Annotated in this window: 28 protein-coding genes and 1 pseudogene; 19 read left to right on the forward strand and 10 right to left on the reverse strand. The window is 67.6% G+C overall.

All coding sequences use genetic code 11. The features are described from left to right. Positions 1–38: 38 nt before the first annotated feature. Positions 39–896, reverse strand: a complete 858-nt coding sequence (locus K8940_RS09620) for a metal-dependent hydrolase (RefSeq protein ID WP_223395073.1) — start codon at positions 894–896, stop codon at positions 39–41. 73 nt (positions 897–969) lie between these two features. Between K8940_RS09620 and K8940_RS09625 the strand changes: the two genes are divergently transcribed. Next, a complete protein-coding gene (locus K8940_RS09625; protein WP_223395075.1) occupies positions 970–1,575 on the forward strand; it encodes a TetR/AcrR family transcriptional regulator in 606 nt (201 codons plus the stop codon). On the opposite strand, the gene K8940_RS09630 is transcribed toward K8940_RS09625, so the two are convergent. The 6 genes from K8940_RS09630 to K8940_RS09655 all read right to left on the reverse strand — a co-directional run bounded on the left by K8940_RS09630 (position 1,572) and on the right by K8940_RS09655 (position 7,125). Next, positions 1,572–1,967: an NUDIX hydrolase gene (locus K8940_RS09630; RefSeq protein ID WP_223395077.1), complete on the reverse strand. Its 396-nt coding sequence runs from the start codon at positions 1,965–1,967 to the stop codon at positions 1,572–1,574. The genes K8940_RS09625 and K8940_RS09630 overlap by 4 nt on opposite strands. 26 nt (positions 1,968–1,993) lie before the next feature. Then, positions 1,994–3,073, reverse strand: coding sequence for a serine hydrolase domain-containing protein (locus K8940_RS09635; protein WP_223395079.1), 1,080 nt, complete (start codon positions 3,071–3,073; stop codon positions 1,994–1,996). Positions 3,074–3,101: 28 nt separating this feature from the next. Next, positions 3,102–3,965 (reverse strand): helix-turn-helix domain-containing protein, encoded by an 864-nt coding sequence (locus K8940_RS09640; protein WP_223395081.1) that lies wholly within the window; start codon positions 3,963–3,965, stop codon positions 3,102–3,104. Between the two features lie 2 nt (positions 3,966–3,967). Beyond that, positions 3,968–4,969, reverse strand: a complete 1,002-nt coding sequence (hemB, locus tag K8940_RS09645; protein WP_223395083.1) for a porphobilinogen synthase — start codon at positions 4,967–4,969, stop codon at positions 3,968–3,970. Between the two features lie 58 nt (positions 4,970–5,027). Then, positions 5,028–6,524, reverse strand: a complete 1,497-nt coding sequence (locus K8940_RS09650; RefSeq protein WP_223395085.1) for a flavin-containing monooxygenase — start codon at positions 6,522–6,524, stop codon at positions 5,028–5,030. A gap of 136 nt (positions 6,525–6,660) precedes the next feature. Beyond that, positions 6,661–7,125 carry a DUF2147 domain-containing protein gene (locus tag K8940_RS09655; RefSeq protein WP_223395087.1) on the reverse strand — a complete coding sequence of 155 codons (465 nt, stop codon included), beginning with the start codon at positions 7,123–7,125 and terminating at the stop codon, positions 6,661–6,663. Between the two features lie 68 nt (positions 7,126–7,193). On the opposite strand from K8940_RS09655, the pseudogene K8940_RS09660 reads away from it, so the two are divergent. The 7 genes and pseudogenes from K8940_RS09660 to hemA form a co-directional block, all read left to right on the forward strand. Beyond that, positions 7,194–7,259: pseudogene (locus K8940_RS09660) on the forward strand (hypothetical protein); the annotation flags it as partial. Positions 7,260–7,389: 130 nt separating this feature from the next. Beyond that, positions 7,390–8,535, forward strand: a complete 1,146-nt coding sequence (locus K8940_RS09665) for an isobutyryl-CoA dehydrogenase (RefSeq protein WP_223395089.1) — start codon at positions 7,390–7,392, stop codon at positions 8,533–8,535. 7 nt (positions 8,536–8,542) lie between these two features. Beyond that, positions 8,543–9,154 (forward strand): histidine phosphatase family protein, encoded by a 612-nt coding sequence (locus K8940_RS09670; RefSeq protein ID WP_223395091.1) that lies wholly within the window; start codon positions 8,543–8,545, stop codon positions 9,152–9,154. 7 nt (positions 9,155–9,161) lie between these two features. Beyond that, complete coding sequence (locus K8940_RS09675) at positions 9,162–10,214, forward strand: enoyl-CoA hydratase/isomerase family protein (RefSeq protein WP_223395093.1); 1,053 nt, start codon at positions 9,162–9,164, stop codon at positions 10,212–10,214. 57 nt (positions 10,215–10,271) lie between these two features. Beyond that, the gene (locus K8940_RS09680; RefSeq protein WP_223395095.1) at positions 10,272–11,075 is read left to right on the forward strand and encodes a class I SAM-dependent methyltransferase; all 804 of its coding nucleotides are present in this window, start codon (positions 10,272–10,274) and stop codon (positions 11,073–11,075) included. Continuing rightward, positions 11,072–12,046, forward strand: coding sequence for a 3-hydroxyisobutyrate dehydrogenase (mmsB, locus tag K8940_RS09685; RefSeq protein WP_223395812.1), 975 nt, complete (start codon positions 11,072–11,074; stop codon positions 12,044–12,046). The genes K8940_RS09680 and mmsB overlap by 4 nt, the downstream gene beginning before the upstream one ends. Before the next feature lie 178 nt (positions 12,047–12,224). Beyond that, positions 12,225–13,451: a 5-aminolevulinate synthase gene (hemA, locus tag K8940_RS09690; RefSeq protein ID WP_223395097.1), complete on the forward strand. Its 1,227-nt coding sequence runs from the start codon at positions 12,225–12,227 to the stop codon at positions 13,449–13,451. A 190-nt stretch (positions 13,452–13,641) separates the two neighbouring features. Here the strand turns inward: hemA and K8940_RS09695 are convergent, their stop codons facing one another. Beyond that, positions 13,642–14,085, reverse strand: a complete 444-nt coding sequence (locus K8940_RS09695; protein ID WP_223395099.1) for a MucR family transcriptional regulator — start codon at positions 14,083–14,085, stop codon at positions 13,642–13,644. Positions 14,086–14,249: 164 nt separating this feature from the next. Between K8940_RS09695 and glyA the strand changes: the two genes are divergently transcribed. The 7 genes from glyA (at position 14,250) to K8940_RS09730 (ending at position 20,956) form a co-directional block, all read left to right on the forward strand. Next, positions 14,250–15,536: a serine hydroxymethyltransferase gene (glyA, locus tag K8940_RS09700; protein WP_223395101.1), complete on the forward strand. Its 1,287-nt coding sequence runs from the start codon at positions 14,250–14,252 to the stop codon at positions 15,534–15,536. A 32-nt stretch (positions 15,537–15,568) separates the two neighbouring features. Beyond that, positions 15,569–16,042 (forward strand): transcriptional regulator NrdR, encoded by a 474-nt coding sequence (gene nrdR / locus K8940_RS09705; RefSeq protein WP_223395103.1) that lies wholly within the window; start codon positions 15,569–15,571, stop codon positions 16,040–16,042. Between the two features lie 64 nt (positions 16,043–16,106). Further along, positions 16,107–16,571: a 6,7-dimethyl-8-ribityllumazine synthase gene (gene ribH, locus K8940_RS09710; protein WP_223395105.1), complete on the forward strand. Its 465-nt coding sequence runs from the start codon at positions 16,107–16,109 to the stop codon at positions 16,569–16,571. Continuing rightward, a complete protein-coding gene (gene nusB / locus K8940_RS09715; protein WP_223395107.1) occupies positions 16,568–17,017 on the forward strand; it encodes a transcription antitermination factor NusB in 450 nt (149 codons plus the stop codon). Before ribH ends, nusB begins: the two co-directional genes overlap by 4 nt. Next, complete coding sequence (gene thiL / locus K8940_RS09720) at positions 16,977–18,035, forward strand: thiamine-phosphate kinase (protein WP_223395109.1); 1,059 nt, start codon at positions 16,977–16,979, stop codon at positions 18,033–18,035. The genes nusB and thiL overlap by 41 nt, the downstream gene beginning before the upstream one ends. Before the next feature lie 44 nt (positions 18,036–18,079). After that, entirely contained in the window at positions 18,080–18,571 is a 492-nt protein-coding gene (locus K8940_RS09725) for a hypothetical protein (protein ID WP_223395111.1), read from the forward strand. Between the two features lie 246 nt (positions 18,572–18,817). Continuing rightward, on the forward strand, positions 18,818–20,956 hold the full coding sequence (locus tag K8940_RS09730) for a sodium-translocating pyrophosphatase (RefSeq protein ID WP_223395113.1): 2,139 nt from the start codon (positions 18,818–18,820) through the stop codon (positions 20,954–20,956). Positions 20,957–21,046: 90 nt separating this feature from the next. Here the strand turns inward: K8940_RS09730 and K8940_RS09735 are convergent, their stop codons facing one another. Both K8940_RS09735 and K8940_RS09740 read right to left on the reverse strand, forming a co-directional pair. After that, positions 21,047–21,589 carry a response regulator gene (locus K8940_RS09735; protein ID WP_223395115.1) on the reverse strand — a complete coding sequence of 181 codons (543 nt, stop codon included), beginning with the start codon at positions 21,587–21,589 and terminating at the stop codon, positions 21,047–21,049. Positions 21,590–21,850: 261 nt separating this feature from the next. Then, positions 21,851–22,336, reverse strand: a complete 486-nt coding sequence (locus K8940_RS09740) for an outer membrane protein assembly factor BamE (protein ID WP_223395117.1) — start codon at positions 22,334–22,336, stop codon at positions 21,851–21,853. 120 nt (positions 22,337–22,456) lie between these two features. On the opposite strand from K8940_RS09740, the gene K8940_RS09745 reads away from it, so the two are divergent. The 4 genes from K8940_RS09745 (at position 22,457) to K8940_RS09760 (ending at position 25,652) form a co-directional block, all read left to right on the forward strand. Then, a complete protein-coding gene (locus K8940_RS09745; protein WP_223395119.1) occupies positions 22,457–22,987 on the forward strand; it encodes a ubiquinol-cytochrome C chaperone family protein in 531 nt (176 codons plus the stop codon). Then, the gene (locus K8940_RS09750) at positions 22,972–23,505 is read left to right on the forward strand and encodes a YceD family protein (protein ID WP_223395121.1); all 534 of its coding nucleotides are present in this window, start codon (positions 22,972–22,974) and stop codon (positions 23,503–23,505) included. The genes K8940_RS09745 and K8940_RS09750 overlap by 16 nt, the downstream gene beginning before the upstream one ends. 102 nt (positions 23,506–23,607) lie before the next feature. After that, the gene (gene plsX / locus K8940_RS09755) at positions 23,608–24,678 is read left to right on the forward strand and encodes a phosphate acyltransferase PlsX (protein WP_223395123.1); all 1,071 of its coding nucleotides are present in this window, start codon (positions 23,608–23,610) and stop codon (positions 24,676–24,678) included. Beyond that, positions 24,675–25,652 carry a beta-ketoacyl-ACP synthase III gene (locus tag K8940_RS09760; protein ID WP_223395125.1) on the forward strand — a complete coding sequence of 326 codons (978 nt, stop codon included), beginning with the start codon at positions 24,675–24,677 and terminating at the stop codon, positions 25,650–25,652. Before plsX ends, K8940_RS09760 begins: the two co-directional genes overlap by 4 nt. The last annotated feature ends 67 nt before the right edge of the window (positions 25,653–25,719 follow it).

Consider the following 25,719-nt stretch of genomic DNA (forward strand, 5'->3'; position numbering starts at 1 on the left):
ATCCGCTTCCCCGGCTTTCGCCGGGGAAGCGGATAAATCTAGGCCACCGCCGCGTCGAATTCCGCCTTCCAGTCGGCGAACCGTTCGCGGTCGTCCTGGTCCCACGGGTGGAAGCCGGGGCGGTACCAGGCCAGGTACGTCCGCCAGCCCCGGCGGAAGATGCCGGGGTTCCGCCAGACGAACCGCTTCACCGCCTTCAGCGCCGCCTTGGGCGTGTAGCCGTCGGCCTCCAGCAGGCGGGCGGCGTAGCGGCTGATGTTGCGGGTGAACATGAAGGTCACGAAGGCCATGGCCCGGCAGCGGACGCGGTAGCGCTGGAGTGGCGACCAGTCCTTGGTCGCCTCCAGGAAGACGTCGTAGGCCACGGCCTTGTGCTCGGTCTCCTCCATGGCGTGCCAGCGCCACAGCTGCTCGACGCCCGGGGGGCTATTGTCGAACAGGTCGCGATGGCGGGCGTGCATCTCGGCCATCATGGCCGTGAAGTGCTCCAGCGCGATGGTCGAGACCAGCATGGCCATCTTGCCGCGCTCGCGGGCCATCTTCACCCGGGCGCGCACCATCTCCTCCACCTCGGCGACCGGATAGCGCTCGCGGTCGATCAGGCTGTTCAGCTGGTGATGCTCGCGCGAGTGGATAGCCTCCTGGGCGATGAAGCCCTTGGCGTCTTCCAGCAGCTTGCCGCTCAGCAGGTGGCGGTAGTTCCTGACCGCGTCCATGAATAGTCGCTCGCCGTCCGGGAAGGTCAGGGACAGGGCGTTGAACACCGCCGTGCCGACCGGGTCGCCGCCCAGCCAGTGGCCCTGGCGCACCGCGTCCAGGTCGAAGCGGATATCGCGCGGGGCGACCTGGAGATCGTCGGGGGTGGTCTTGGCCTGATGGGGGGAGGTGTGGGTCATGGTGTTCCGCGCTCCGCCGGTTTAGGGCTCTATCGGCCCGTCTTGTGGTGCAGAGTGAGTTGTACTGACAAAAATGTCAATAGAGCAGAGCGCGCCGAAGACCCGCGTCCGCCGCACGCCCGAGGCCGCGCGCGAGAACATCCTGGCCGCCGCCGAGGCGTTGCTGGTCGAGCACGGCCCGCAGGCGATCAAGCTGGCCGACGTGGCCAAGGCCGCCGGGGTGGTCCACGCCAACGTCATCCATCACTTCGGCTCGATTTCGGGGGTCGAGACGGCGCTGATGGAGCGGATGATCCGGCAACTGGCCGACAAGATCATCGCCGGCTTCAACGAAGAGGGCGCCGCCCCCGGCTTCGGCGCCCAGGCCCTGTTCGACGCCTTCCAGGCCAAGGGCGCGGCGCGCCTGGCCGCCTGGCTGGAGCTGACCGGCGAGGGGCGGCGGATGACCCTGGTCCGCGCCGTGGTCGACGAGGTGGTTCAGACGCGGCTGGCGCGCGACGTCGGCGTCGACCGCGACACGATCGTCGACTTCATTCTGGTCAATATCGTCCTGGCGATCGGCGTGGGCCTGTTCGGGCCGACGCTCAGCGAGCTCCTGGGGCGTCCGCCGGAGCGGGCGCGCGAGCTGGCGCTGGAGATGGTCCAGGGGCGGATCACCGCCATGGGCGCGAAGGGTTAGGCGCGGGCCAGCAGGGCCGGCAGCACAGCCTGGGTCAGCAGCGGCGCCAGGCGCAGGTCGCCCGGCGCGGCCGGATCGATCCAGGCCAGTTCCTCGATCTCGGCCCGCGCGGCGATGTCGCCCTCGACCGTGGCCAGATAGGTCGCCGACTGGACGGTGAACCCGGCCTCGTTGGCGGCCGGCGCGGCGTAGTGGCCCAGCAGCTCGGCCTGGACGAGACGGCAGCCCAGCTCCTCGTCCAGCTCGCGAGCCAGGGTGGTCAGGTCGTCCTCGCCGCCATCGCGCTTGCCGCCGGGCTTCATGAAGGTGGAGGTGCCGCGCTTGCGGACCAGCAGCATGCGGCCGTCCGTATCGCGGATCACGGCGGTGACGATGTCGAGGACGCGTGTCATCTCGACAGCGTAGCCGAGTCGCTAGCTCACTTCTCGACCGCCGCCAGGATGTGCTCGGCCAGCAGTTTCTCCGAGATCGCGTGCGGCTGGCGGACGCCGAAATTGGTGGTGGTGATCACCGCCACCAGATCCAGGTCCGGGATGATCGCGACCTTCTGGCCGCCCGAGCCGCTCATCACCCAGGCCTTGTGACCGCTGAAGGACTGCAGCCAGATCAGATAGCCGTAGTCGGTGTCCTGGCGCGCATTGGCGTGCGGTGTGACCGATGTCTTCACGAAATCGGCGGGCAGCACGGCCTTGCCGTCCCACTGGCCGCCATTGGCGTAGAGCTGGCCCAGCTTCAGCAGGTCGCGGCTGCGCAGGCCCAGGCCGCCGCCGCCCATGGCCAGGCCCAGCGGCGACATCTGCCAGCGCGGAGCCTCGATGCCGAGCGGCTTGAACAGGACCTTGTCGGCGAAGGCGGGCAGGGGCTCGCCGACCGCGTTCTGGACGACCTGGCCGAGGGTTACGACCCCGGCGGTGCAGTAGCTGAAGCTGCGGCCGTACGGCGAGGCCTCGGGGCGCGGGCTCCATTCGGGGAAGCCGCGCACGGGCAGGTCAAGGTAGAAACCGACCCAGTCCTCGATCAGGTACATGCGCTCCTCGTTGCCGCGCGAGAACTGGTTGTCGTCGTCGCACTCGGCGATCGAGCTCATGGTCAGCAGGTCCTCCACCGTGACCTTGTCCTTGCGGGGATCGGAATTGGCGGCCGGCGGCCGGTCCTTGAGCCAGGCCTTGATCGGCGCCTGGACGCCGGGCAGGGCGCCGCGCGCGATCGCTGCGCCGGCCAGCATGGCGGTGACGGTCTTGGTCGTGGAGCGGGTGTTGCGGCGCGCCTCGGGACCGTCCTTGTCGTAGTAGGCCTCGAACGCCAGCTTGCCGTGGCGGGCGATCAGGACGCTGGTGATCTGCTGGAACTGGCCGGCCTTGATCGCGGCGGACATGGCCTCGAGCCTGGCGGCCGAGAGACCTTCGGCGGCGGGCGTCGAGACCGGCAGGTCGGACGCGGCGTGGGCCGTGCTGAGCGGGGCGAGGATCAGGACGGCGGCGAATGCGAGGGCTTTCAAGGACGGGCTCCGACTGAACCTCCGCCGTCTAGGCCGCGCCGGCGATCGCGTCTTGGACGCTTGCAACATCCGGCCGGCGGCCGCACAGCCGCGCGAACTCGCCGGGGGTGACGCCATAGGCGCGGACGAACTGGCGATTGAGATGGCTCTGGTCGCAGAAGCCGGAGGCCAGGGCGATCTCGCCGATCGGGGCGCGGCCGCGCATCAGCAGGTCGGCGGCGCGCTCCAGCCGGCGGGCGCGCAGGCGGTCGCCCGGCGTCGCGCCGATCCAACGGCGATAGCCCCGCGCCAGATGGACGGGATGCACGCCGGCCGCGCGGGCCAGGTCGGCGACGCCGATCGGCTGGTCGAAGGCGTCGTTCAGATAGGTTTCGACCCGGTCCAGCCAGGGCGGCCGCCTGTTGCCGTCATGCGTCGGCGACAGGGTCTCGGCGGCCAGCTCCAGGCTCAGCGTCTGCAGCGACAGCGGTTCGGCGTCGCGGGCCAGCAGCGAGCGGGTCAGGCGCAGGGCGGCGCGGCGGGCGGCCGGGCCGGTCAGTCGCAGGGCGTCGATCGCCGCGCCGCGTCCGGCTTCGGCCAGGGTCCGCCAGTCGGCGGCCTCGAAGCTGACGGCCAGGAAGTAGCCGCCGGCCTCGACGAAGCGGTCGCGATGCACGACGCCGGGCGGGTTGAACACCAGCACTGGACCCTCGGTCTCGGGACCGGCGGCGGTGGTCAGGTAGCGGCCGTGGGTGGCCAGGACGAAATGGGCGTCGTCGTGGCTGTGTTCGTGGACGTGCTCGGCGCTCTGGGTGGCCGCCAGGTGCGCGAGACGCACCCCCGGCAGGCGACGCTCCACGGTGGGCGCGCCATAGAACCGACCTTGGCTGAAGGCGGTCCCTGGCGCGGCCATGCCTAGCCCAGCTTCTCGGCGGCCCAGGGGGCGAAGTAGGTGATGATCCCCGCCGCGCCGGCGCGCTTGAAGGCGGTCAGGCTTTCCAGGACGGCGCGGTCGTGGTCGATCCAGCCGTTCTGGGCGGCGGCCATGATCATCGCGTACTCGCCCGAGACCTGGAAGGCGTAGGTCGGCATGCGGAATTCGTCGACCAGGCGGCGGACGATGTCCAGATACGGCATGCCCGGCTTGACCATGACCATGTCGGCGCCCTCGGCGATGTCGAGCGCGACCTCGCGGATGGCCTCCTCGGTGTTGGCCGGGTCCATCTGGTAGGTCTTCTTGTCGCCTTGGCCGCCGGCCAGCTTGGCCGAGCCGATGGCGTCGCGGTACGGGCCGTAGAAGGCCGAGGCGTACTTGGCCGCGTAGGACATGATCATCACGTCCTGGAAGTTCGCGCCTTCCAGCGCCGCGCGCAGCTTGCCGATGCGGCCGTCCATCATGTCGGACGGAGCCAGGATGTCGGCGCCGGCCTCGGCCTGCATCAGGCCCTGTTCGATCAGGCGCTCGATCGTGGGGTCGTTGAGGATCTTGCCGCCCTCGATCACGCCGTCGTGGCCGTGGTCGGTGAAGGGATCCAGCGCCACGTCGCACATGATGCCGACCTCGGGGGCGGCGTCCTTCATGGCCTTGACAGCGCGGGGGATGACACCGTCCGGATCTGCGGCGATCGAGCCGGTCGCGTCCTTCCGCGACCCGTCGATGTGCGGGAAGATGGCGATGGCCGGAATCCCCAGGTCGCGCGCCCGGACGGCGGCCTTGGCGGCCTCCTTGACCGACAGGCGCTCGACGCCCGGCATTGAGGCGACCGGGATCGTGCCTTCGCCCTCGTGCACGACCATCGACCAGATCAGGTCGGACGGTCGGACCTCGCTCTCGCGGACGAGGCGGCGGGTCCAGTCGGCCTGGCGCACGCGGCGCAGGCGGGTGGCGGGATAGGGGGCGAGCGGCGGGACGGTCATCGCGCTGATGTGGACCGCCCCGCCAGCCGAGGCAAGATCGCAGGACCCTTAAGAGGCTTCACGAATACCGGAAAGCCGGGTCGTCCAGGTCGATCCGGGGGAAGGCGTCCTTCTCGTTCCAGTAGTCCTGGGTGTGGCGCCATTCGGGCTTGTCGCCGGCCTGGGGCAGCAGGTGCAGGCCGCGCATCAGGTAGCCGGGGTTGAAGTCCTCCGGATCGATCCAGCCGCCGAGCTTCATGTCCCGGTCCTCGGGGCGCAGCGCGACCTCGACCTGGCGAACGCCCTTTTTCTCCATGTGCGCCAGCAGGCGGCAGACGAAGTCGCCGATCATGTCGGCCCTCAGGGTCCAGCTGGCCCGGAAATAGCCGAACACCCAGACCAGGTTGGGCAGGCCGGTGAACATCATGCCGCGATAGGTGACGGTCCTGGAGAAATCCAATGGCGCGCCGTCGACCTCGAAGGCGATGTCACCCAGGACGCAGAGATCAAAGCCCGTGGCCGTGACGATGATGTCGGCGTCCAGGCGCTGGCCGGACTTGAGCAGCAGTCCGGTCTCGGTGAAGCGCTCGATCTCGTCGGTGACCACCGAGGCCTTGCCGGAGGCGATGCCCTGGAAGAGGTCGCCTTCGGGAACGAAGGCGATCCGCTGGCGCCAGGGGCGATAGCGCGGCGTGAAGTGCTTCTCCACGATTTCCGGGGGCAGGAAGGCCTTCACGCCCTCGAGCAGCTCGGCGGTCGCCGCCTCGGTGTCCTCCAGGCAGCGGCGGGTGAAGTCGTGCTGGTCGAACAGCGCCTTGCGCCGGACGATCTCGTGGATCCAGGTCTCGTCGACCTCCAGTTGGCGCAGGGTGTCGGCCAGATCGTTGGCGTTGCGGCCGGGCACGAAATAGGTCGGCGACCTTTGGAGAAGGGTCACGTGCGCGCAGTCCCCGGCGATGTTGGGGACCAGGGTCGCGGCCGTGGCGCCCGAGCCGATCACCACGACCTGCTTGCCCTTCAGGTCGATATCATCAGGCCAAGTCTGGGGGTGGACGAGCTGGCCCTTGTAGTCGGCCATGCCGGGCCAGTCGGGCGTATGGCCCAGACCGTGCCGGTAGTAGCCCTGGCACATCCAGAGGAAGTTGGTCGTGTAGGTTTCGACGCCGTCGGGTCCGGAGACGTCCAGCGTCCAAAGCTTGTCCCGCGAGGACCAGCGGGCCGCCGTAATCCGGCGGCGATATCGGATGTGGCGGGCGAGATCGTTCTCGGCGATCACCTCGCCCATGTAGTCGAGGATCTCAGCGGCGGTGGCGATCGGCGGGCCGACCCAGGGCTTGAAGCGGTAGCCGAAGGTGTAGAGGTCGCTGTCGGAGCGGATGCCCGGATAGGTGTGCGTCAGCCAGGTGCCGCCGAAGTCCTCCAGGGCCTCCAGGACAACGAAACGCGTCCCTGGCCGCTGGGTCGTCAGATGATACGCCCCGCCGACGCCGGATATGCCGGCGCCCACGATAATGACGTCGAAGTGCTGGGTCGCCGCGCCTGGCGCGGTCTTGGGAAGCGTCGCCGCCTCGCTCATGCCGTTCCTCCCGTGCCGGCCGCTGTGCGGCCATGTCAAACCGGGCGTCTCTGCGGACGCCTAGGTTATCAACGTACACTTAGAGGTTCGCGCGTCGTTTGCGCTGGATCAAGCCAGGATGACGCGCAGGCGCGATTTAGGGCGCGGCGCGCGAGGCCAGCACCGACGGACCCTCGAGACGGGTCCACAGCTGCGACTTGCACAGGAAGTTGCCGAGCACGCAGCCCTTGGCGCGCATGGTCCTGGAGTCGACGATGTCGGCCGAGCCCACCAGGGTGACCTTCAGGGTCGGGACCCACACGCGGCCCTTCAGCGAGCCATTGCTTTGGGCTTCGAAGTCACGCAGCAGCTGCTTGCCGACCAGGGTGTCGGTGCCCGACTTGCGCGCGTCAGCCTCGGCCTTGGCGCTGGCCCACACCACGACGCCGCAGGTGCTGGCGCCGCAGTCCTTGATTTCCAGGTGGACGGAATTCTTCGGATTGCGCCACACGCCGTACGAGCGCGAAATGTCGCCGCCATCAGCCGCGAAGGCCGGCGCGGAGACCGCCGCCATTCCAAGGACCGCCGCGAGCGCGGCCAGAGTGAGTTTCACGAAACGCATAATCGTCGATGCAAATGTTGTGATTGAGAACGCCCAGACTCGTAGATGGCCATTTGGAGTGAAAGACGATGGTTATCAAGGGGGTGAGACGCCTCACCCGAGTCACACCGTGTAACGGAGGATTTCAGGTCACACCCGCCGCGGCCTGATCGATACAGTTATGCTTCGCCGAAAGACCCCCAGGGGCATGATTGACAGCGGGCTTCGGGCGCGGCACGTCAGCCGCCAACAAGGTGAGGGCGGTTCTGCCCCGAACGGGAGGAAGTGCGCATGGATTTCGCGCTGAACGAAGATCAAGTCGCGATCCAGGACGCCGCGCGGGCTTTCGCCGAGGGACAGCTTGCCCCGCATTCGGCGGAGTGGGACGAGAAGAAGCATTTCCCCGTCGACGTGCTGCGCCAGGCCGCCGAGCTGGGCTTCGCCGGCATCTATGTGAACGAGAACGTCGGCGGTTCGGGCCTGTCGCGCCTGGACGCCTCGATCATCTTCGAGGCCCTGAGCTATGGCGACGTGCCGACGGCCGCGTACCTGACCATCCACAACATGGCCTCGTGGATGATCGACCGCTTCGGTTCGGACGACCTGCGCCAGCGCTACCTGCCACGCCTGACGACCATGGAGCTGATCGCCAGCTACTGCCTGACCGAGCCGGGCTCGGGCTCGGACGCGGCCAACATGCGCACGACGGCTAGGCTGGACGGCGACCACTACGTCCTGAACGGCGGCAAGGCCTTCATCTCGGGCGGCGGCGTCTCGGACGTCTATGTGGTCATGGCCCGCACGGGCGGCGACGGCGCCAAGGGCGTCTCGGCCTTCGTGGTCGAGAAGGGCATGGAGGGCCTGAGCTTCGGGGCCAACGAGCGCAAGATGGGCTGGAACGCCCAGCCGACCGCCCAGGTCAATTTCGACAACTGCCGCGTGCCGGTCGCCAATCGCATCGGCCAGGAGGGCGAGGGCTTCCGCTTCGCCATGATGGGCCTGGACGGCGGACGGCTGAACATCGCCTCGTGCTCGCTGGGCGGAGCGCAGTTCGCCCTCGACACGGCCAAGGCCTACATGGAGACCCGCAACCAGTTCGGCAAAGCCCTGAAGGACTTCCAGGCCCTGCAGTTCAAGCTGGCCGACATGGCCACCGAACTGGAGGCCGCGCGCCTGATGGTGCGCCGCGCCGCCCATGCGCTGGACAACCGCCATCCCGAGGCGACCAAGCTGTGCGCCATGGCCAAGCGGTTCGCGACCGACGCCGGCTTCCAGGTGGCCAATGACGCCTTGCAGCTGCATGGCGGCTACGGCTACCTCCAGGACTATCCGCTGGAACGCATCGTGCGCGACCTGCGGGTGCACCAGATCCTGGAAGGGACCAACGAAATCATGCGCGTCATCATCGCCCGCGAGATGTTCCGCCAGTGAGCGTCCGATGATCTATCTCTGCCGCCACGGCCAGACCTTCCACAACCGCGAAGGCCGCATGCAGGGCCAGACCGAGTCGGACCTGACCCCGCTGGGCCGCGCCCAGGCGGCGGCGATGGGCGACCTGCTGTTCGACCTGATCCGCCGGGATCCGCCGGCCAACCCTCCTGTCGAATGGCGCATCGTCGCCAGCCCGCTGCGCCGGGCGCGCGACACGGCCGAGACGATCGGCGCGCGCCTGGGCCTGCCGGTCGCGTTCGAGGACCGGTTGAAGGAGATCAGCGTCGGCGACTGGTCGAACCGCCTGCGTGACGAGGTCAAGCGCGAAGCCCCGGCGCTGCAGGGCGACCCGGAGTGGGCGTTCAAGTCGCCCTGCGGCGAGACCTACGAGGACATCATGGGCCGCGTGTCCGGCTGGTTGGCCGAGCAGGCGCCCGAGCCGGAGCGCCGGCTGATCGTGGTCAGCCACGGCATCGCCGGCTGGATGCTGCGCGGCGCCTATGGCGGCCTGTCGCGTGAGCAGGTGATCGCTCTGGACACGCCGCAGGACGCCATCTTCCGTCTCAGCAACGGCCAGATCGATCGCCTGGCCTGTGCGCCTGTCGCCGAGCCGGCTTAGGACACTCATGACCGAAGATCCCGAAGTCCTGATCCGCGTCGAGAAGAACGTCGGCCGGATCACCCTGAACCGCCCCAAGGCCCTGCACGCCCTGACCCTCTCGATGTGCGAGACGATGATCGGCGCGCTGCTGGACTGGCAGGAAGATCCCGAGATCTACATGGTCCTGATCGACCATGCGGGCGAGCGTGGCTTCTGCGCCGGCGGCGACATCCGCATGCTGGCCGAGAGCGGAGCCAAGGACGGGGTCGAGGCGCGCCGCTTCTTCCACACCGAGTACCAGCTGAACCACCTGCTGTTCACCTACGACACTCCGGTGGTGGCGGTGATGGACGGCGTCGTCATGGGCGGCGGCGTCGGCGTCTCGATGCCCGCCCACGTGCGGATCGCCACCGAGCGCACGACCTTCGCCATGCCCGAGACCGGCATCGGCCTCTTTCCCGACGTCGGCGGCGGCTGGTACCTGCCGCGCCTGCCCGGCAAGGCGGGGCTGTGGCTGGCCCTGACCGGCGCGCGGATCAAGGGCGCGGACTGCATGCGGCTGGGCATCGCCACCCACCATGTGGAGTTCGGCGCGATCGAGGGCCTGAAGAAGGCCATCATCGCCGACCCGCGCCGCATCGACGAGATCCTGAAGAAGTACCGCGCCGACGCCGGCAAGGCCTCGCTGCTGGGCTTCGAGCAGGACCTGAACCGTCTGTTCGTCGGGGAGAGCGTCGAGGAAATCTTCGAGTTCCTGGCTCTCGACTCCAGCGACTGGGGCAAGGCCCAGCTAGAGGTGCTGAAAACCAAGTCGCCTCAAACTCTGAAAGTCGCCTTCGAGCAGTTGAAGCGCGGCGCGGCCATGACCGACTTCGCTGACAACATGGCCATGGAATACCGGATCGGCTCGCGGGTTGTGCGCAAGCACGACTTCATCGAGGGCGTCCGGGCCGTGATCGTCGACAAGGACAACGCGCCGACGTGGGATCCGGCGACGCTGGAGGGCGTCACCGACGCGATGCTGGACGAGATTTTCGCGCCGCTTCCGCCGGGCGAAGAATGGATGCCGCTGACGTAGCCGATCGCGTACGCTAACGTTATCAGAACAAGAAAACGTCGGTTCGGAAGGATTGCCATGCGTAAGCCGCTTCTTAGTCTCGTCGCCGTGCTCGGCCTCGCCGCCTGCGCCACCGAGCCGATGTTGGGGCCGCCCCCGCCGCCGCCGTCCGGCCCGGTCGCCGTCAGCATTCCGGCCAATATCGCCGCCTCCCTGAGCGACCCGTCGCGTCCGGCCGCCGACATGATCCGCGACAAGGATCGCCATCCGGGCGAGGTGCTGGCCTTCGCCGGCGTACGTCCGGGCGCGAAGGTGGCCGACCTGATTCCGGGCGGCGGCTATTTCACCCGTATCCTGTCGAAGGCGGTCGGTCCCAAGGGCCGCGTCTACGCCTACGTGCCGGACGAGCTGACCAAGCTGGCCAAGCGCGAGCCGGCGGTGAACGCCATCGCCCGCGACCCGGCCTATCCGAACGTGACGGTGATCCTGAACACGCTGCCGAACTTCGCCGCCCCGGAGAAGCTGGACCTGGTGTTCACCGCTCAAAACTATCACGACATGCACGACAAGTTCATGGGCCCGGCGGACCTGTCGGTCGTGAACCGCCAGATCTTCAAGGCCCTGAAGCCGGGCGGCGTCTATCTGGTCATCGACCACTCGGCTCCGGCCGGGACGGGCCTGCGACATACCGAGGACCTGCACCGCATCGACTCGGCGGTGGTGAAGTCCGAGGTCACGGCCGCGGGCTTCATCTTCGAGGGCGAGAGCAAGGTCCTGCGCGACCCGGCGGACGCCCGCACCGCCAACGTCTTCGACCCCGCGATCCGGGGGAAGACCGACCAGTTCGTCTACAAGTTCCGCAAGCCGTCGTCGGCGCGCTGACCGGAAACGCCAGAGAATTCAACGATAAGAGCCGCGCCCATGAGGCGCGGTTCGCATTTGCAGGGAGCTCCACAATGACGCGCATCGCCTTTATCGGCCTGGGCAACATGGGCGGCGGCATGGTCGCCAACCAGGCCAAGGCCCAGCATCAGGTTCGCGCCTTCGACCTGTCGGCGGCGGCGGTCGCGCGCGCGGTGGCGGCCGGCTGCCACGCGGCGGCGTCGGTGGCCGAGGCCGTGGCCGACGCCGAGGTGGTGATCACCATGCTGCCGGCCGGCCCGCACGTCCGTTCGGTCTATGGCGAGCAGGTCTTCAAGCATGCGCCCAAGTCGGCCCTGCTGATCGACTGTTCGACGATCGACGTGGAGAGCGCCCGCGACGTGGCCAAGCAGGCGGCCGAGGCCGGCTTCCGATTCGCCGACGCGCCGGTGTCGGGCGGGGTCATGGCCGCCGAGGCCGGAACCCTGGCCTTCATGGTCGGTTGCGACGAGGCCGACTTCGCCGCCGTCGAGGCGGCGCTGGCCCCGATGTCGCGGGTGACGATCCACGCCGGCGACCATGGGGCGGGGCAGGCGGCCAAGATCTGCAACAACATGCTGCTGGGCGTCTCGATGCTGGGGACCTGCGAGGCCTTCGCCCTGGCCGAGAAGCTGGGCCTGGCGGCCGAACGCTTCTTCGAGATCGCCAGCAAGTCGTCGGGCCAGTGCTGGTCGGTGACCTCGTACTGTCCGGTCCCGGGCGTCGGTCCCCAGACGCCGGCCGATCGCGGCTACGAGGGCGGGTTCGCCACGGCGATGATGCTGAAGGACCTGAAGCTGGCCCAGGACGCGGCCGCCAAGGCGGGCGCCGGCACGCCGATGGGCGCCCAGGCCGAGGCGCTGTACGCCCTGTTCGCCGCTAACGGCTTCGGCGGCAAGGACTTCTCGGCGGTGATCCAGTTACTTCGCGGCAAGCTGGCGGAACTGGCCTGAATCGTCCAAGACCCCGCATCTGTCGAGGGCGGCGATTGGCTCCGCCTATGCGTCCAATCGCGCAATTCTATTTGCTAGGTAAACGCCCGTAGATGGACACTCAGAACGCTTGGTGCGAAAAGCCAGGCAAGGAATAAGGGGACCGTCGGACGATCGTTCGGTCGGTTTGAAGATTGCCATGGACTACAAAGCCGCGTTCCGCAGCGCCGTTGACCAGATCCGCGACGAAGGCCGTTACCGGGTCTTCGCCGATCTGAAGCGCCAGCGTGGTTCCTTCCCGCGCGCCACTTGGACCCGCCAGGACGGCTCGGAACGCGAAGTCGTGGTCTGGTGCAGCAACGACTATCTTGGCCAGGGCCAGAACCCGGTCGTGCTCGACGCCATGAAGGCCGCCGTTGACCAGCACGGCTCGGGCTCGGGCGGCACCCGCAACATCTCGGGCACCAATCACGACCACGTCCGGCTCGAACAGGAACTGGCCGACCTGCACGGCAAGGAAGCCGCGCTGCTGTTCACCTCGGGCTATGTCTCGAACGAGGCCAGCCTGTCGGTGGTCCAGAAGATCCTGCCTGGCCTGATCATCTTCTCGGACGAGCTGAACCACGCCTCGATGATCGCCGGCATCCGCAATGGCGGCGGCCCGCGCAAGATCTTCAAGCACAACGACCTGGCTCACCTCGAGGAACTGCTGGCCGCGGCCCCGGCCGACGCGCCCAAGCTGATCGCCTTTGAAAGCGTCTATTCGATGGACGGCGACATCGCCGACCTGGCCGGCACCATCGCCCTGGCCAAGAAGTACGGCGCCATGACCTACCTGGACGAGGTCCACGCGGTCGGCATGTACGGCCCGCGCGGCGGCGGCGTCGCCGAGCGCGAAGGCCTGATGGGCGAGATCGACATCATCGAAGGCACGCTGGGCAAGGCGTTCGGCGTCATGGGCGGCTACATCACCGGCGACGCCGAGGTGATCGACGCCATCCGTCTGATGGCCGCCGGCTTCATCTTCACGACCTCTCTTCCGCCCGCCTTGACGGCGGGGGCTTTGGCCAGCGTCCGCTGGCTGAAGCAGCATCCGGAAGTGCGCGAGATCCACCAGGAGCGCGCCGCGACCCTGAAGGCCATGTTCCGCGCCGCCGGCCTGCCGGTGATGGACAGCGCCAGCCACATCGTTCCGGTGCTGGTCGGCGATCCGGTCCACTGCAAGATGATCAGCGACATGCTGCTGGCCGATCACGGCGTCTATGTGCAGCCGATCAACTATCCGACCGTGCCGCGCGGCACCGAGCGCCTGCGCTTCACGCCCACGCCGTTCCATACCGACGAGATGATGCGCAAGCTGGTTTCGGCCATGGAAAAGCTGTGGGCCCACTGCAACGTCGCCCGCATGGGCGGTCACGCCGCTTAGAGCCTGTCGGTTTCGCTCCGAAACGGATAAACAGGCTCTATCTCGACATTTTTGACCGTGGCGTCCGCCACGTTCAGAGGACAAGCCGCACTTCAGCTTCGATCGAACCGAACATCGTCGAAACGAAAAACGCCGCCGGAGTCCGGCGGCGTTCGCGTGCCCAAAAGGCAAAAGAGCAGGCTGGACGCGGTCAGCTGCCGCGTCGCACGCCCTTGCCCAGGCCGATCTTCTTGGCGAAGTCCGAGCGTCGGGCCGCATAGGCCGGGGCCACCATCGGATAGTCCGGCGGCAGGCTCCATTTGCGGCGGTATTCCTCGGGGCTCATGTCGTAGTGCGAGCGCAGATAGCGCTTGAGCATCTTCAGTTTCTTCCCGTCCTCGAGGCAGACGATGAAGTCGTGCTGCACCGAGCGGCCCACGGGCACCGCCGGCTTGGCCTTCTCGGCCGGGCGAGGCGCCTCGCCACCGTTGTTGAGCGAGGTCAGAGCCTCGTGAACCGTGCGGATAAGCTCCGGAATGGCCGTCTGGGAGACTGTATTCTGGCCGACATAGGCCGCTACGATCTCGGCGCTGAGCCCCAGGATGTCGACGCCATCGTCGTTCGTCGTTTCCGTGCCGCCGCCCTGAGACGCCATGAGATACCCCACTACCGTTGCTGCTGTTGTTATGTCGCAGGGGGTGAGAGCCGCCCTGCGCGACTGCAACGCACAGCTCGACAAGTGGTTCCGAGATTGATCGCCGCGCCTATCCCGTTAAAGAGGGCGCCTCTGCTGACTCCCCGTAACGCCTGGAGAGCGTCATGACCCAAGCCAATACCAGCGCCTTTTTCGGCGCGGACCTCGCCACCGCGGACGCAGACATCTTCGACCGCATCGGTCGGGAGCTGGATCGTCAGCAGAACCAGATCGAGCTGATCGCCTCGGAGAACATCGTCTCCAAGGCCGTCCTGCAAGCCCAGGGCTCGATCCTGACCAACAAGTACGCCGAGGGTTATCCCGGCAAGCGCTATTACGGCGGCTGCGAATATGTCGACGAGATCGAGACGATCGCGATCGAGCGCGCCAAGCAGCTGTTCGGGGCCGGCTTCGCCAACGTTCAGCCGCACTCGGGCTCTCAGGCCAACCAGTCGGTGTTCATGGCCCTGCTGCAGCCGGGCGACACCTTCCTGGGCATGGACCTGGCCGCCGGCGGCCACCTGACCCACGGTTCGCCCGCCAACCAGTCGGGCAAGTGGTTCAAGCCGATCTCGTACACCGTGCGCCAGCAGGACCAGCTGATCGACTATGACGGCGTGGCCGAGATCGCCCAGCGCGAGAAGCCCAAGCTGATCATCGCCGGCGGCAGCGCCTACAGCCGCGAGATCGACTTCGCTCGCTTCCGCGAGATCGCCGACTCGATCGGCGCCTATCTGATGGTCGACATGGCCCACTTCGCGGGCCTGGTGGCCGGCGGCGTGTTCCCGAACCCGGTCCCGCACGCCCACGTCGTCACCACCACCACCCACAAGACCCTGCGCGGTCCGCGTGGCGGCATGGTGCTGACCAACGACGAGGCGATCATCAAGAAGGTCAATTCGGCCGTCTTCCCGGGCCTGCAGGGCGGTCCGCTGGAGCACGTCATCGCCGCCAAGGCCGTGGCCTTCGGTGAGGCGCTGCAGCCGTCGTTCAAGGACTACGCCAAGCAGATCATCGCCAACGCCAAGGCGCTGTCGGAAGCCCTGGCCAAGTCGGGCGTCAACATCGTCTCGGGCGGCACCGACAGCCACCTGATGCTGGTCGACCTGCGTCCCAAGGGCGTGACGGGCCGCGACGCCGAGCACAGCCTCGAGCGCGCCCACATGACCTGCAACAAGAACGGCGTGCCGTTCGACACCGCGCCGTTCACGATCACCTCGGGCATCCGCCTGGGCACGCCGGCCGGCACGACGCGCGGCTTCAAGGAAGCCGAGTTCACCCGCGTGGGCGAGCTGATCGGCGAAGTGGTCAACGGCCTGGCCGCCAACGGCCCCGAAGGCAACGCGGCCGTCGAGGCCAAGGTGCGCGAGGAAGTGCTGGCCTTGACGGCTCGCTTCCCGATCTACAACTAATTGAGTTCAGGCGCCGCGGGAGGGGCCACATCATGCGCTGCCCCTTCTGCGGACACGCCGAAAGCCAGGTCAAGGACAGCCGCCCGTCGGAAGACGGTGCGGCCATTCGTCGCCGCCGGATGTGCCCGGAGTGCGGCGGTCGCTTCACCACCTTCGAACGGGTCCAGTTGCGCGAGCTGATCATCCTGAAGCGGTCGGGCCGGCGTTCGCCGTTCGACCGCGACAAGCTGGTCCGCTCGATCGCCCTGGCCACCCAGAAGCGCCCGGTCGAGGCTGAGCGCGTCGAGCGGATGATCAACGGCATCGTCCGGCAGCTGGAAAGCATGGGCGAAACCGAGCTTCCGTCCTCGACGGTGGGTGAAATGGTCATGAAGGCGTTGAAATCGCTCGATGACGTGGCCTATGTCCGCTACGCCTCGGTCTATCGGGATTTCAAGGAAACGAGCGACTTCGCGAAGTTCCTGGGCGAAGAAGGCCTGAGCGACAGCGGCGAAGACGAGCTATAGTTCGTTAATCCCTGATGTGTGCTTTTGGTTACGCGGCGAGCGTGGCCGTGGAGATTCGAGCTAGATGGTAGACGACAACATCCGCCTGCTGATCGTGGAGGGCCGAAACCATTCGGGCATCTCCGACGAACTGCTGCGCGGAGCCGCCCAGGCGATCGAGGCCCAGGGCGCCGAATACGACGTGATCACGGTCTCCAGCGCGCTGCAGATTCCGACCGCCATCGCCCTGGCCGAGGAGGCCGGCCACAAGCCGGTGGGCGTGCGCTACGACGGCTACGTCGCCCTCGGCGTGGTCATTCGCGGCGAAACCTATCATTTCGAGTTGGTCGCCCACGAGACCGCGCGCGGCCTGCAGGACCTGGGCGTCGGCAAGCGCCTGCCGATCGGCTTCGGCGTGCTGGCCGTCGACGACGAGGCGCAGGCCTGGACCCGCGCCAAGGTCAACGAAGGCGATCGCGGCGGCGCGGCCGCCAAGGCGTGCCTGGAAACCATCGCTCTGAAGCGTCAATTGTTGGGACAGGGCCGATGAGCGGCAACCGCATTCAACCGCGTTCGGTGGCGCGTCTCGCCGCCGTGCAGGCCCTCTACCAGATGGAGGTCTCGGGCGCGGGCGTCGATTCCGTTATCCGCGAGTTCTCCGAGCACCGCTTTGACCGCGACGTCGAAGGCGAGCAGCTGGCGGCGGCCGACGAAACCTTCTTCGCGGAACTGGCCAAGGGCGTGGTGACCAACCAGGCCAAGGTTGACCAGGGCATCGTCAAGCGCCTGGCCTCGGGCTGGCGCCTGGAGCGCCTGGACGCCACGGCCCGCGCCGTGCTGCGCGCTGGGGCCTTCGAGTTGATGTATCGGTCGGACGTTCCGACCGAGGTCGTCATCAACGAATATGTCGAGATCGCTAAATCCTTTTTTGAAGGTCCTGAGTCAGGCTTCATCAATGGCGCCCTCGACGCGATCGCCCGTGATGCACGAGACTGACGAAGACGACTGGTTCGCTGAAGACGACGCTCCGCCGACGGCGGTAGCGCCCGCGACGGAATTCGACCATATCGCGCGCCTTCTGCGCCCGCTGACGCGTGGCGATCCGGCGGCGCTCGACCTGCTGGACGACGCGGCGGTTCTGCCCTCGCGCCCGGGCTACGATCTGGTCGTCACCAAGGACGCCATGGTCGCCGGCGTGCATTTCCTGGCCGACGAGGCGCTGGACGTCGTCGCTCGCAAGCTGCTGCGCACCAATCTCTCGGATCTGGCCGCCAAGGCCGCCGAACCGTACGGCTACTTCCTGGCCGTCGGCTGGCCCTCGGGTTCGGACGTCGCCTCGCGCGAGACGTTCGCGCGCGGCCTGGCCGAGGACGGGGCGGCCTTCGACATTTCCCTGCTGGGCGGCGACACCGTCACCACCTCGGGGCCGCTGGTGGTTTCCGCGACCTTCCTGGGCTGGGTTCCGCAAGGCGGGGCGATCCTGCGTCGCGGCGCCAAGCCTGGCGACCGGCTGATGGTCTCCGGCACGATCGGCGACGGCTGGCTGGGCCTGCTGGCCCAGTGGGGCGAGGTGGCCGACGCCGACGGCTCGATGCTGCGCCGCTATCGCCAGCCCGAGCCGCGCGTGACCCTGCGCGAGGCCATGCGCGTCCACGCCAAGGCCGCCGCCGACGTTTCCGACGGCCTGTTGGCCGACAGCTCCCACATCGCCAAGGCCAGCGGCTGCCGCGTGCGCGTCGACCTGGAGCGCCTGCCGCTGTCGCCCGGCGGTCAGGCCTGGCTGGACCAGCAGCCCGAGCAGGTCGAGGGGCGCATCTCCCTGGCCTCGGGCGGCGACGACTACGAGATCGTCTGCGCCGTCGACCCCAGCGAGGCCTGGAACTTCCGCGTCGCCGCCGCCGCCGCGGGCGTGAAGGTCAGCGAGATCGGCGAGTTCGTGGAAGGCGAGGGGGTCTCAGCCTACTACAAGGGCCGCGACGTTACGCCCTCGCGCCTGGGCTGGCTGCACGGCTGACGGATTAGGCCAATCGCAAGGCCTCTCGGTTATGGAAGGCTTCCATGACCGCTCTTCGCACGCCCTCGCGCCGCTTCCTGCTCGCCGCCGCCCTGACCCTGGCGGCCGGTCCCGCCCTGGCCAACGCCAAGAAGGAGAAGAAGGAAGGCGAGGGGCAGGCGCTGGATCCCACCTACAAGCTGGGCTCCATGACGATCCCGATCATCTACAACGGCCGGATCGTCAACTACGTCTTCGTGGCCATGACCTTGAAGTTGAGCCTGGGCACCGAGGTCGAGTCCTTCAAGGACAAGGAGCCCGAGCTGCGCGACGCGATCGTCCGGGCCGCCTACAAGACTCCCTTCACGCGGAAGGACACCTGGAAGGAAGTCGACGGCCCACGCCTGACCAGTTTCGTCATGGGCCAGTGCGCCGCCCTGTTCGGCAAGGGCAAGGTCGCCTCGGTGGAGATCGTCAAGCAGATCCCTCGCCAGCAGCTGATGCCGCCCAAGCCGAGCGCGGCCGAGCCGGCCGACTCGGGGCCTTTGAACCCCTGATTCCGCCCGGATAGCCAAGCTTTGCCCCGGCAAAGGCTTGCGCCGACACGGGTTGCGCGCCCCCCGGCCATCTGACAGTCTCTTTCGGATGACGCTGTTCAGCGTCATTTCCAGGGAGCATGTCGAGGGGGTACGAGGCCAAAAGGCCCGCCCGTCGATCCGGGCGATGGTTTGACCTGCGTCATTCCGCCGCCGACGGGACCGGCGTCCCCTCGTGATTTGAAGCGCGAAGGGGCGAAGAACCTAATGAGTCTTTGGCTTAATCTGGCCATCGGGGCCGGGCTTCTGGCGGTGCTGTACGGCGCCGTGCAGACGGCCAGTCTGATGCGGGCCTCGGCCGGCAACGCACGGATGCAGGAGATCGCCGCGGCGATCCAGGAAGGGGCCCAGGCCTATCTGAACCGCCAGTACACGACGATTGGCCTCGTCGGCGTGGTGGTGATCGCCATTCTGGCGTTCTTCTTCAAATCTTGGGAACAGCCGGTCGGCTTCGCCCTGGGCGCGATCCTGTCGGGCGCGGCCGGCTTCGCGGGCATGCTGATCTCGGTCCGGGCCAATGTCCGCACCGCTCAGGCGTCGTCGGAGAGCCTGGCCAAGGGCCTGTCGATGGCCTTCACCTCCGGCGCCGTCACCGGCATGCTGGTGGCCGGCTTCGCCCTGATCGGCGTGGCGGGCTACTTCGCGCTGCTGCTGTCGACGGGTCACGCCGGCACCGATCGTGTGGTCGTCGACTCGCTGGTGGCCCTGGGCTTCGGCGCTTCGCTGATCTCGATCTTCGCCCGTCTGGGCGGCGGCATCTTCACCAAGGGCGCCGACGTCGGCGGCGATCTGGTGGGCAAGGTCGAGGCGGGCATCCCCGAGGATGACCCCCGCAACGCCGCCACCATCGCCGACAACGTGGGCGACAATGTCGGCGACTGCGCCGGCATGGCCGCCGACCTGTTCGAGACCTATGCGGTGACAACGGTCGCCACCATGGTCCTGGCGGCGATCTTCTTCCGCGGCACCGAAGCGGTGTCGTCGATGATGCTGCTGCCGCTGGCCATCTGCGCGGTCTGCATCGTCACCTCCATCGTCGGCGCGTTCTTTGTCCGCCTGGGCAAGAACCAGAACATCATGGGCGCCCTGTACCAGGGCCTGATCGTGACCGGCCTCCTGTCGATCCCGGCCGTGTGGTACGTGATCCATCAGCTGGTGCCGGCCGCCGTCACCGTCGGCCCCAAGACCTTCGACGCCAACAGCCTGTTCTATTGCGGCCTGGCCGGTCTGGCCGTCACCGCCCTGATCGTGCTGATCACCGAATACTACACCGGCACCAATTTCCGCCCGGTGAAGTCGGTGGCCCAGGCTTCGGTCTCGGGGCACGGCACCAACGTGATCCAGGGCCTGGCCATGTCGCTGGAGTCCACGGCCCTGCCGGCCCTGACCATCATCGTCGGCATCGTCGTCACCTATAATCTGGCGGGCCTGTTCGGCATCGCCATCGCCACCACGACCATGCTGTCGCTGGCCGGCTTCATCGTCGCTCTCGACGCCTTCGGTCCGGTCACCGACAACGCCGGCGGCATCGCCGAGATGGCGGGCCTGCCGCCGGAAGTCCGCGTCACCACCGACGCCCTGGACGCCGTGGGCAACACCACCAAGGCCGTCACCAAGGGCTACGCCATCGGTTCGGCCGGCCTGGGCGCCCTGGTGCTGTTCGCCGCCTATACCGAGGACCTGAAGTTCTTCTCGGCCAATGCGACGCCGGGCAGCTTCTTCGACGGCATGGGCGCGGTGACCTTCGACCTGTCGAACCCGTACGTCGTGGTCGGCCTGCTGTTCGGCGGCCTGCTGCCGTTCCTGTTCGGCGGTCTTTCCATGACGGCCGTCGGCCGCGCGGCCGAGTCGGTCGTTGCCGAGGTGCGCCGTCAGTTCCGCGAGAACCCGGGCATCATGACCGGCGAGGTTAAGCCCGAGTACGGCAAGGCCGTGGACATCCTGACCAAGGCCGCCATCCGCGAGATGATCGTGCCCAGCCTGCTGCCGGTGGTTTCGCCGGTGGTGCTGTTCTTCGTGATCAACGCCATCGCCGGCAAGGTCGACGCCTTCGCGGCGCTCGGCGCTATGCTGATGGGCGTGATCGTCACCGGCCTGTTCGTCGCCATCTCGATGACCAGCGGCGGCGGCGCCTGGGACAACGCCAAGAAGGTCATCGAGGAAGGCTTCACCGACAAGAACGGCGTCCTGCACAAGAAGGGCGGCGACACCCACAAGGCCGCCGTCACCGGCGACACCGTCGGCGATCCCTACAAGGACACCTCGGGCCCGGCCGTGAACCCGATGATCAAGATCACCAACATCGTGGCCCTGCTGCTGCTGGCGGTGCTGGCCCACGGCGTCTGATCTCGGACGACGCACGCTGAAAAGCGGACGCCCCGGAGGAGACTCCGGGGCGTCTTGCTTGAGGGCGGCTGCCTTCGGAACCCCGAGGTCTCAGTAGACGTCCTCGAGGTCCATTTCGGACAGCGCGTCCTGAATCTCGACCTGCGGCGCGCCCCGGCGCTCGACGCCCTGGAAGTCGTGGTCGATCTTCCGGCGACGGCAGGGCCCGAAATATTCGGTGGCCCGCACGAACGGGCGAGGATTGTTCACCACCTCGTTGATGCGGTGCATGACCCCCCGCGCCGTCAGCGGCTTGGCCAGGAACTCGGTGACGCCGGCCATGCGGGCGTCGTTCAGCGTGCGCTGGGTGGCGTGGCCGGTCATCATGATCACCGGCACATAGGGGTTGGGGCTGGCCGTCGAGGTGCGGATCCAGCGGATGAACGCCAGGCCGTCGACCGGATGCATCATCAGGTCGGTGAAGATCAGGTCGATCTCTTGCGCCTGAAAGATCTTCAGCGCCTCCAGGCCGTCGTTGGCCTCGCGGATCTTGCGCACGCCGGCGGCCTTCAGGATCTGGCTCACGACCTTGCGCATGTTCGCGTTGTCATCGACGAGCAGTATGGCTACGTCGCGAAGATTCATCCCCTCCACAGTGCGCCTCCCGCCGTCATCGTGAATTCGATCATCCGTGACTTGGATGACCAGGGATATGTATTTCACCGAATTTGGGTTTATGAAATGTTTAGGGTGCGACATTCTGTCAGTCGCAAGAAGGTCAATTTGAAATTTACTGTAAATTGCCCGTTTTCTACTGTTGTCGTAGGGCGATGACTGTCGAGGTTTGGCGCACGAAAAAGCCGCCCGCCTTTCGGCGGACGGCTCTTGGGGCGTCGAATTGTCGACGCGGAAAGGCTAGCGGCGGTCGCCTGGACGCTGGCCCGGAGCCTCGTCGTCCTGCGGGAGCATGCCGCCGCGACCAACGTTGCCCAGCAGCTGTTCGAGGATGGTCATCTCGCGGCCGCGCGTCGGGGTCTCACGGCCGTTGTAGGCGATGACCTTGCCGTCCTTCAGCGTGTAGGTGTTCACCGAGGCGACTTTTTCGTCGGCCGGATTGAACTTGATGGCCACGACGTCGCGCTTGATCACGCGCGGCATGTAGAAGGCCACGCGGTCGGTGGTCTGCGAGATGTAGTACCAGGTGTTGTTGTCGAAGGTCGAAACCGCCGACGGCGAACCCAGCTTTTCCATCAGGGTCGACTTGCTGTCCTCGCCGACCTTCATGTCGGCGGGCTTGGCCTCGATGGCCTGGAAGCCGGAATAGCTTGTCAGCGGCGTGCAGGCGGACGTGGCGATCGCCAGGCCAAGGACGGCGGCGGCGAAAACGGCGGGGCGAGACATCGAGGCTCCGAACCGGAAAAATGCAGACTTTGACCTATCGCCCGCGGGAGCTTAGTTCAATGCCCGCGTGAAAGCGGACCCCGCGTCTAGCGGGATGTCGCGGCGAAATCGAGGCGTTTCATGTTTCTGGATCGGTGGCTCAAGCCCAGGCCCGCCAAGGCGGCGGGGGCCAAGCTCTATGCTGGAGCCGTCGGGCAGGCGCGGTCCGCGACCTTTTATCGTGACTTCGGCGTCCGCGACTCGATGGAAGGCCGCTTCGAGCTGTTCAGCCTGCACGTCATTTTCCTGATCGAGCGGCTGAAGGGGCAGGGCGAGGCGGCGGCCGAAACCTCGCAGGCGGTGTTCGATTCCTACGTGAAGGGCCTGGACGACGCCTTTCGCGAGATCGGCGTGGCCGACACCTCGGTCGGCAAGAAGATGAAGAAGCTGGCCGGCGCCTTCTACGGCCGCCTGAAGGCCTATGACGAAGCGGCCGCGGGCCTGCCCGACACGGCCGGCGTGACCGATTTCCTGGCCCGCACCGCGTTCGAAGGGCGCGGGGAGGGTGATGTGGCGGCCCTGACCGCCTATGTGATCAAGACGCGCGCGGCGCTGGCGGAGCAGCCGCTGGACGCCCTGCTGCAAGGAGACGTGACGTGGCCGAACCCGTGACCGCCCCCTGGCCCTGCGAGATCCCGCTGGCCCAGGTCGACCGCGGCGCCGTGAAACTGCGGCTGGAGCCGAGCGCGGATCAGCGCAAGGCGATCGCCAAGCAGCTGGGCCTGGTGAGCCTGGAAGCGCTGAGCGCCGAGGTCTACCTGACCTCGTGGCTGGACGGCGCCGAGGTGTCGGGCCTGCTCCGCGCACGCGTGGTCCAGACCTGCAGCGCGACGGCCGACGACTTCGAGACGCCGATCGACGCTCGCTTCGACCTCAGGGTCCTGCCGGCCAACAGCCAGAACGCCCCGCAGGAGGAGTTCGGCGACCTGGGAGCCGATCCCGACGGCGACGATCCGCCGGACGTGCTGGAAGGCGAGAAGATCGACGTCTCGGGCTATGTGGTCGAGCACCTGGCCCTGGAGCTGGATCCGTTTCCGCGCAAGCCGGGCGCGGTGTTCGTCCAGCCCGCCGAACCAGTCGAACTGTCTCCGTTCGCGGCCCTCAAGAGCCTGAAATCGTCGGACGAATAGGCCGAAGACCTCCGACTCGACCGCTTGCGTGATATTCACGCGGATGTATCGTCCGCCGCCTTGAGGGCGGCGGATGCCGCCTGCCGGAGCTTTTAGCGCCACGTGTCCCAATCCGTAGTCATCTCCGTCGACGCCATGGGCGGCGACCACGGCCCCTCCATCGTCGTGCCCGGCGTCGCCCAGGCGGCCCAGGCTCTCCCCGGAGTGCGGTTCCTGTTGCATGGCGACGGCGCGGCGATCGAGGCGGAGCTGGCCAAGCACCCCGCGGCCAAGGCCGTCAGCGAGGTCCGTCACTGCGACAAGGCCATCGGCATGGACGACAAGCCCGCCCAGGCCATGCGCCGGGGCAAGGGCTCGTCGATGTGGAACACCATCGAGGCCCTGCGCGAGAACGAGGCTCACGCCTGCGTCTCGGCCGGCAACACCGGCGCCCTGATGGCCATCTCCAAGCTGATCCTGCGCATGGGGGCCGACCTCGAGCGCCCGGCCATCGTCGCCAACTGGCCGACCCTGAAGGGGGTCACGGCGGTGCTCGACGTCGGCGCCAATGTCGAGAGCGACGCCGAGCAGCTGGTCGAGTTCGCCATCATGGGCGCGGCCTTCCACCACGCCGTGCACGGTTCCAAGCGCCCGACCGTGGGTCTGCTGAACGTCGGCTCCGAAGACCAGAAGGGGCATGAGGACGTGCGGGAGGCCCATGCCATCCTGCGCGAGACCAAGCTCGATTTCGACTATCACGGCTTCGTCGAGGGCACCGACATCGCCTACGGCACCGTGGACGTGGTGGTCACCGACGGCTTCACCGGCAATGTGGCCCTGAAGACCGCCGAGGGCCTGGCGCGCTTCTTCTCCAACGAGATCAAGTCAACCCTGACCTCCACGCCCCTGGCCATGCTGGGCGCGGCGATCGCCTCGGGCGCGCTGAAGAAGATGCGCCAGCGGCTGGATCCGGGCCGGGTGAATGGCGGTCCGCTTCTGGGGCTGAATGGAATCGTGGTGAAGAGCCACGGCGGCGCGGACGCGGGCGGCTTCGCCTCGGCCATCCGGGTCGCCACCAATCTCGCGCGCAGCGATTTCCGCGCCGAGATCGACAGAAATCTCAAGCGCCTGACCGCCGCCGCGGCCAAGGACGAAGCCTCGGGGCAGGGGCAGGACCAGGGAGCGGCCGAGTGAGCGTGACCCGTAGCGTAGTGACCGGCGTCGGTGCGTATCTGCCGCCGAAGGTCGTGACCAACGACGATCTGGCCAAGTTCGTTGACACCAGCGACGAATGGATCGTCGAGCGCACCGGCATCCGCCAGCGCCATCAGGCCGCCGACGACCAGCCGGTCTCGGATCTGGCCGTCGAGGCCGCCCGGGAGGCCCTGGCCGCCGCCGGCAAGACCGCCGCCGACGTCGACCTGATCATCGTGGCGACCACCACGGCCGACCTGACCTTTCCCGCCGTCGCCACCATCGTCCAGCGCAAGCTGGGCGCGCCGGTGGGCATCGCCTTCGACGTCCAGGCCGTCTGCTCGGGCTTCGTCTACGCTCTGAGCGTCGCCGACGGCTTCGTCGCGCGCGGCCACGCCAAGTGCGCCCTGGTCATCGGCGCCGAAACCATGACCCGCCTGATGGACTGGAGCGACCGCGGCACCTGCGTGCTGTTCGGCGACGGCGCCGGCGCGGTGGTGCTGGAGCCCAAGGAAGGCGAGGGGACCACGGCTGACGAAGGGATGCTGGGCTTTGCCCTGCGCGCCGACGGGACCAAGCAGGACCTGCTCTATGTCGACGGCGGCGTCTCGACGACCGGCACGGTCGGCAAGCTGCGCATGCTGGGCAACCAGGTCTTCAAGCACGCCGTGGTCAATATCTCCGAAGCCATCCACGCGGCGGCCGCCAAGGCCGGCGTCGCGGTGGCGGACGTCGACTGGTTCATTCCGCACCAGGCCAACCAGCGCATCCTGCAGGGCGTGGCCCATCGCTGCGGCATCGACGAGGAGAAGGTGATCTCGACGGTCGCCATCCACGCCAACACGTCGGCCGCCTCGATCCCGCTGGCCTTCGCTCACGGCGTCAAGGACGGTCGAATCAAGAAGGGCGACCTGTTGCTGCTCGAGGCCATGGGCGGCGGTCTGACCTGGGGCGCCTGCGTTCTGCGCCTTTAGGGCGCGGCTTCAGGCAGCTTGCGCGGCCTTGTCGCCGGGCTTGAACTCCTGACGTTGAGTCTTTGAC

It is taken from the genome of Caulobacter segnis (genome assembly GCF_019931575.1).
GTDB lineage: Bacteria > Pseudomonadota > Alphaproteobacteria > Caulobacterales > Caulobacteraceae > Caulobacter > Caulobacter segnis_C.

Coding starts and splice junctions, on each gene's coding strand:
- K8940_RS09620 (WP_223395073.1), bottom strand. CDS start 896: ATGACCCACACCTCCCCCCATCAGGCCAAGACCACCCCCGACGATCTC.
- K8940_RS09625 (WP_223395075.1), top strand. CDS start 970: ATGTCAATAGAGCAGAGCGCGCCGAAGACCCGCGTCCGCCGCACGCCC.
- K8940_RS09630 (WP_223395077.1), bottom strand. CDS start 1,967: ATGACACGCGTCCTCGACATCGTCACCGCCGTGATCCGCGATACGGAC.
- K8940_RS09640 (WP_223395081.1), bottom strand. CDS start 3,965: ATGGCCGCGCCAGGGACCGCCTTCAGCCAAGGTCGGTTCTATGGCGCG.
- hemB (WP_223395083.1), bottom strand. CDS start 4,969: ATGACCGTCCCGCCGCTCGCCCCCTATCCCGCCACCCGCCTGCGCCGC.
- K8940_RS09650 (WP_223395085.1), bottom strand. CDS start 6,524: ATGAGCGAGGCGGCGACGCTTCCCAAGACCGCGCCAGGCGCGGCGACC.
- K8940_RS09655 (WP_223395087.1), bottom strand. CDS start 7,125: ATGCGTTTCGTGAAACTCACTCTGGCCGCGCTCGCGGCGGTCCTTGGA.
- K8940_RS09670 (WP_223395091.1), top strand. CDS start 8,543: ATGATCTATCTCTGCCGCCACGGCCAGACCTTCCACAACCGCGAAGGC.
- K8940_RS09675 (WP_223395093.1), top strand. CDS start 9,162: ATGACCGAAGATCCCGAAGTCCTGATCCGCGTCGAGAAGAACGTCGGC.
- K8940_RS09680 (WP_223395095.1), top strand. CDS start 10,272: ATGCGTAAGCCGCTTCTTAGTCTCGTCGCCGTGCTCGGCCTCGCCGCC.
- hemA (WP_223395097.1), top strand. CDS start 12,225: ATGGACTACAAAGCCGCGTTCCGCAGCGCCGTTGACCAGATCCGCGAC.
- K8940_RS09695 (WP_223395099.1), bottom strand. CDS start 14,085: ATGGCGTCTCAGGGCGGCGGCACGGAAACGACGAACGACGATGGCGTC.
- glyA (WP_223395101.1), top strand. CDS start 14,250: ATGACCCAAGCCAATACCAGCGCCTTTTTCGGCGCGGACCTCGCCACC.
- nrdR (WP_223395103.1), top strand. CDS start 15,569: ATGCGCTGCCCCTTCTGCGGACACGCCGAAAGCCAGGTCAAGGACAGC.
- ribH (WP_223395105.1), top strand. CDS start 16,107: ATGGTAGACGACAACATCCGCCTGCTGATCGTGGAGGGCCGAAACCAT.
- nusB (WP_223395107.1), top strand. CDS start 16,568: ATGAGCGGCAACCGCATTCAACCGCGTTCGGTGGCGCGTCTCGCCGCC.
- thiL (WP_223395109.1), top strand. CDS start 16,977: ATGGCGCCCTCGACGCGATCGCCCGTGATGCACGAGACTGACGAAGAC.
- K8940_RS09725 (WP_223395111.1), top strand. CDS start 18,080: ATGACCGCTCTTCGCACGCCCTCGCGCCGCTTCCTGCTCGCCGCCGCC.
- K8940_RS09730 (WP_223395113.1), top strand. CDS start 18,818: ATGAGTCTTTGGCTTAATCTGGCCATCGGGGCCGGGCTTCTGGCGGTG.
- K8940_RS09740 (WP_223395117.1), bottom strand. CDS start 22,336: ATGTCTCGCCCCGCCGTTTTCGCCGCCGCCGTCCTTGGCCTGGCGATC.
- K8940_RS09745 (WP_223395119.1), top strand. CDS start 22,457: ATGTTTCTGGATCGGTGGCTCAAGCCCAGGCCCGCCAAGGCGGCGGGG.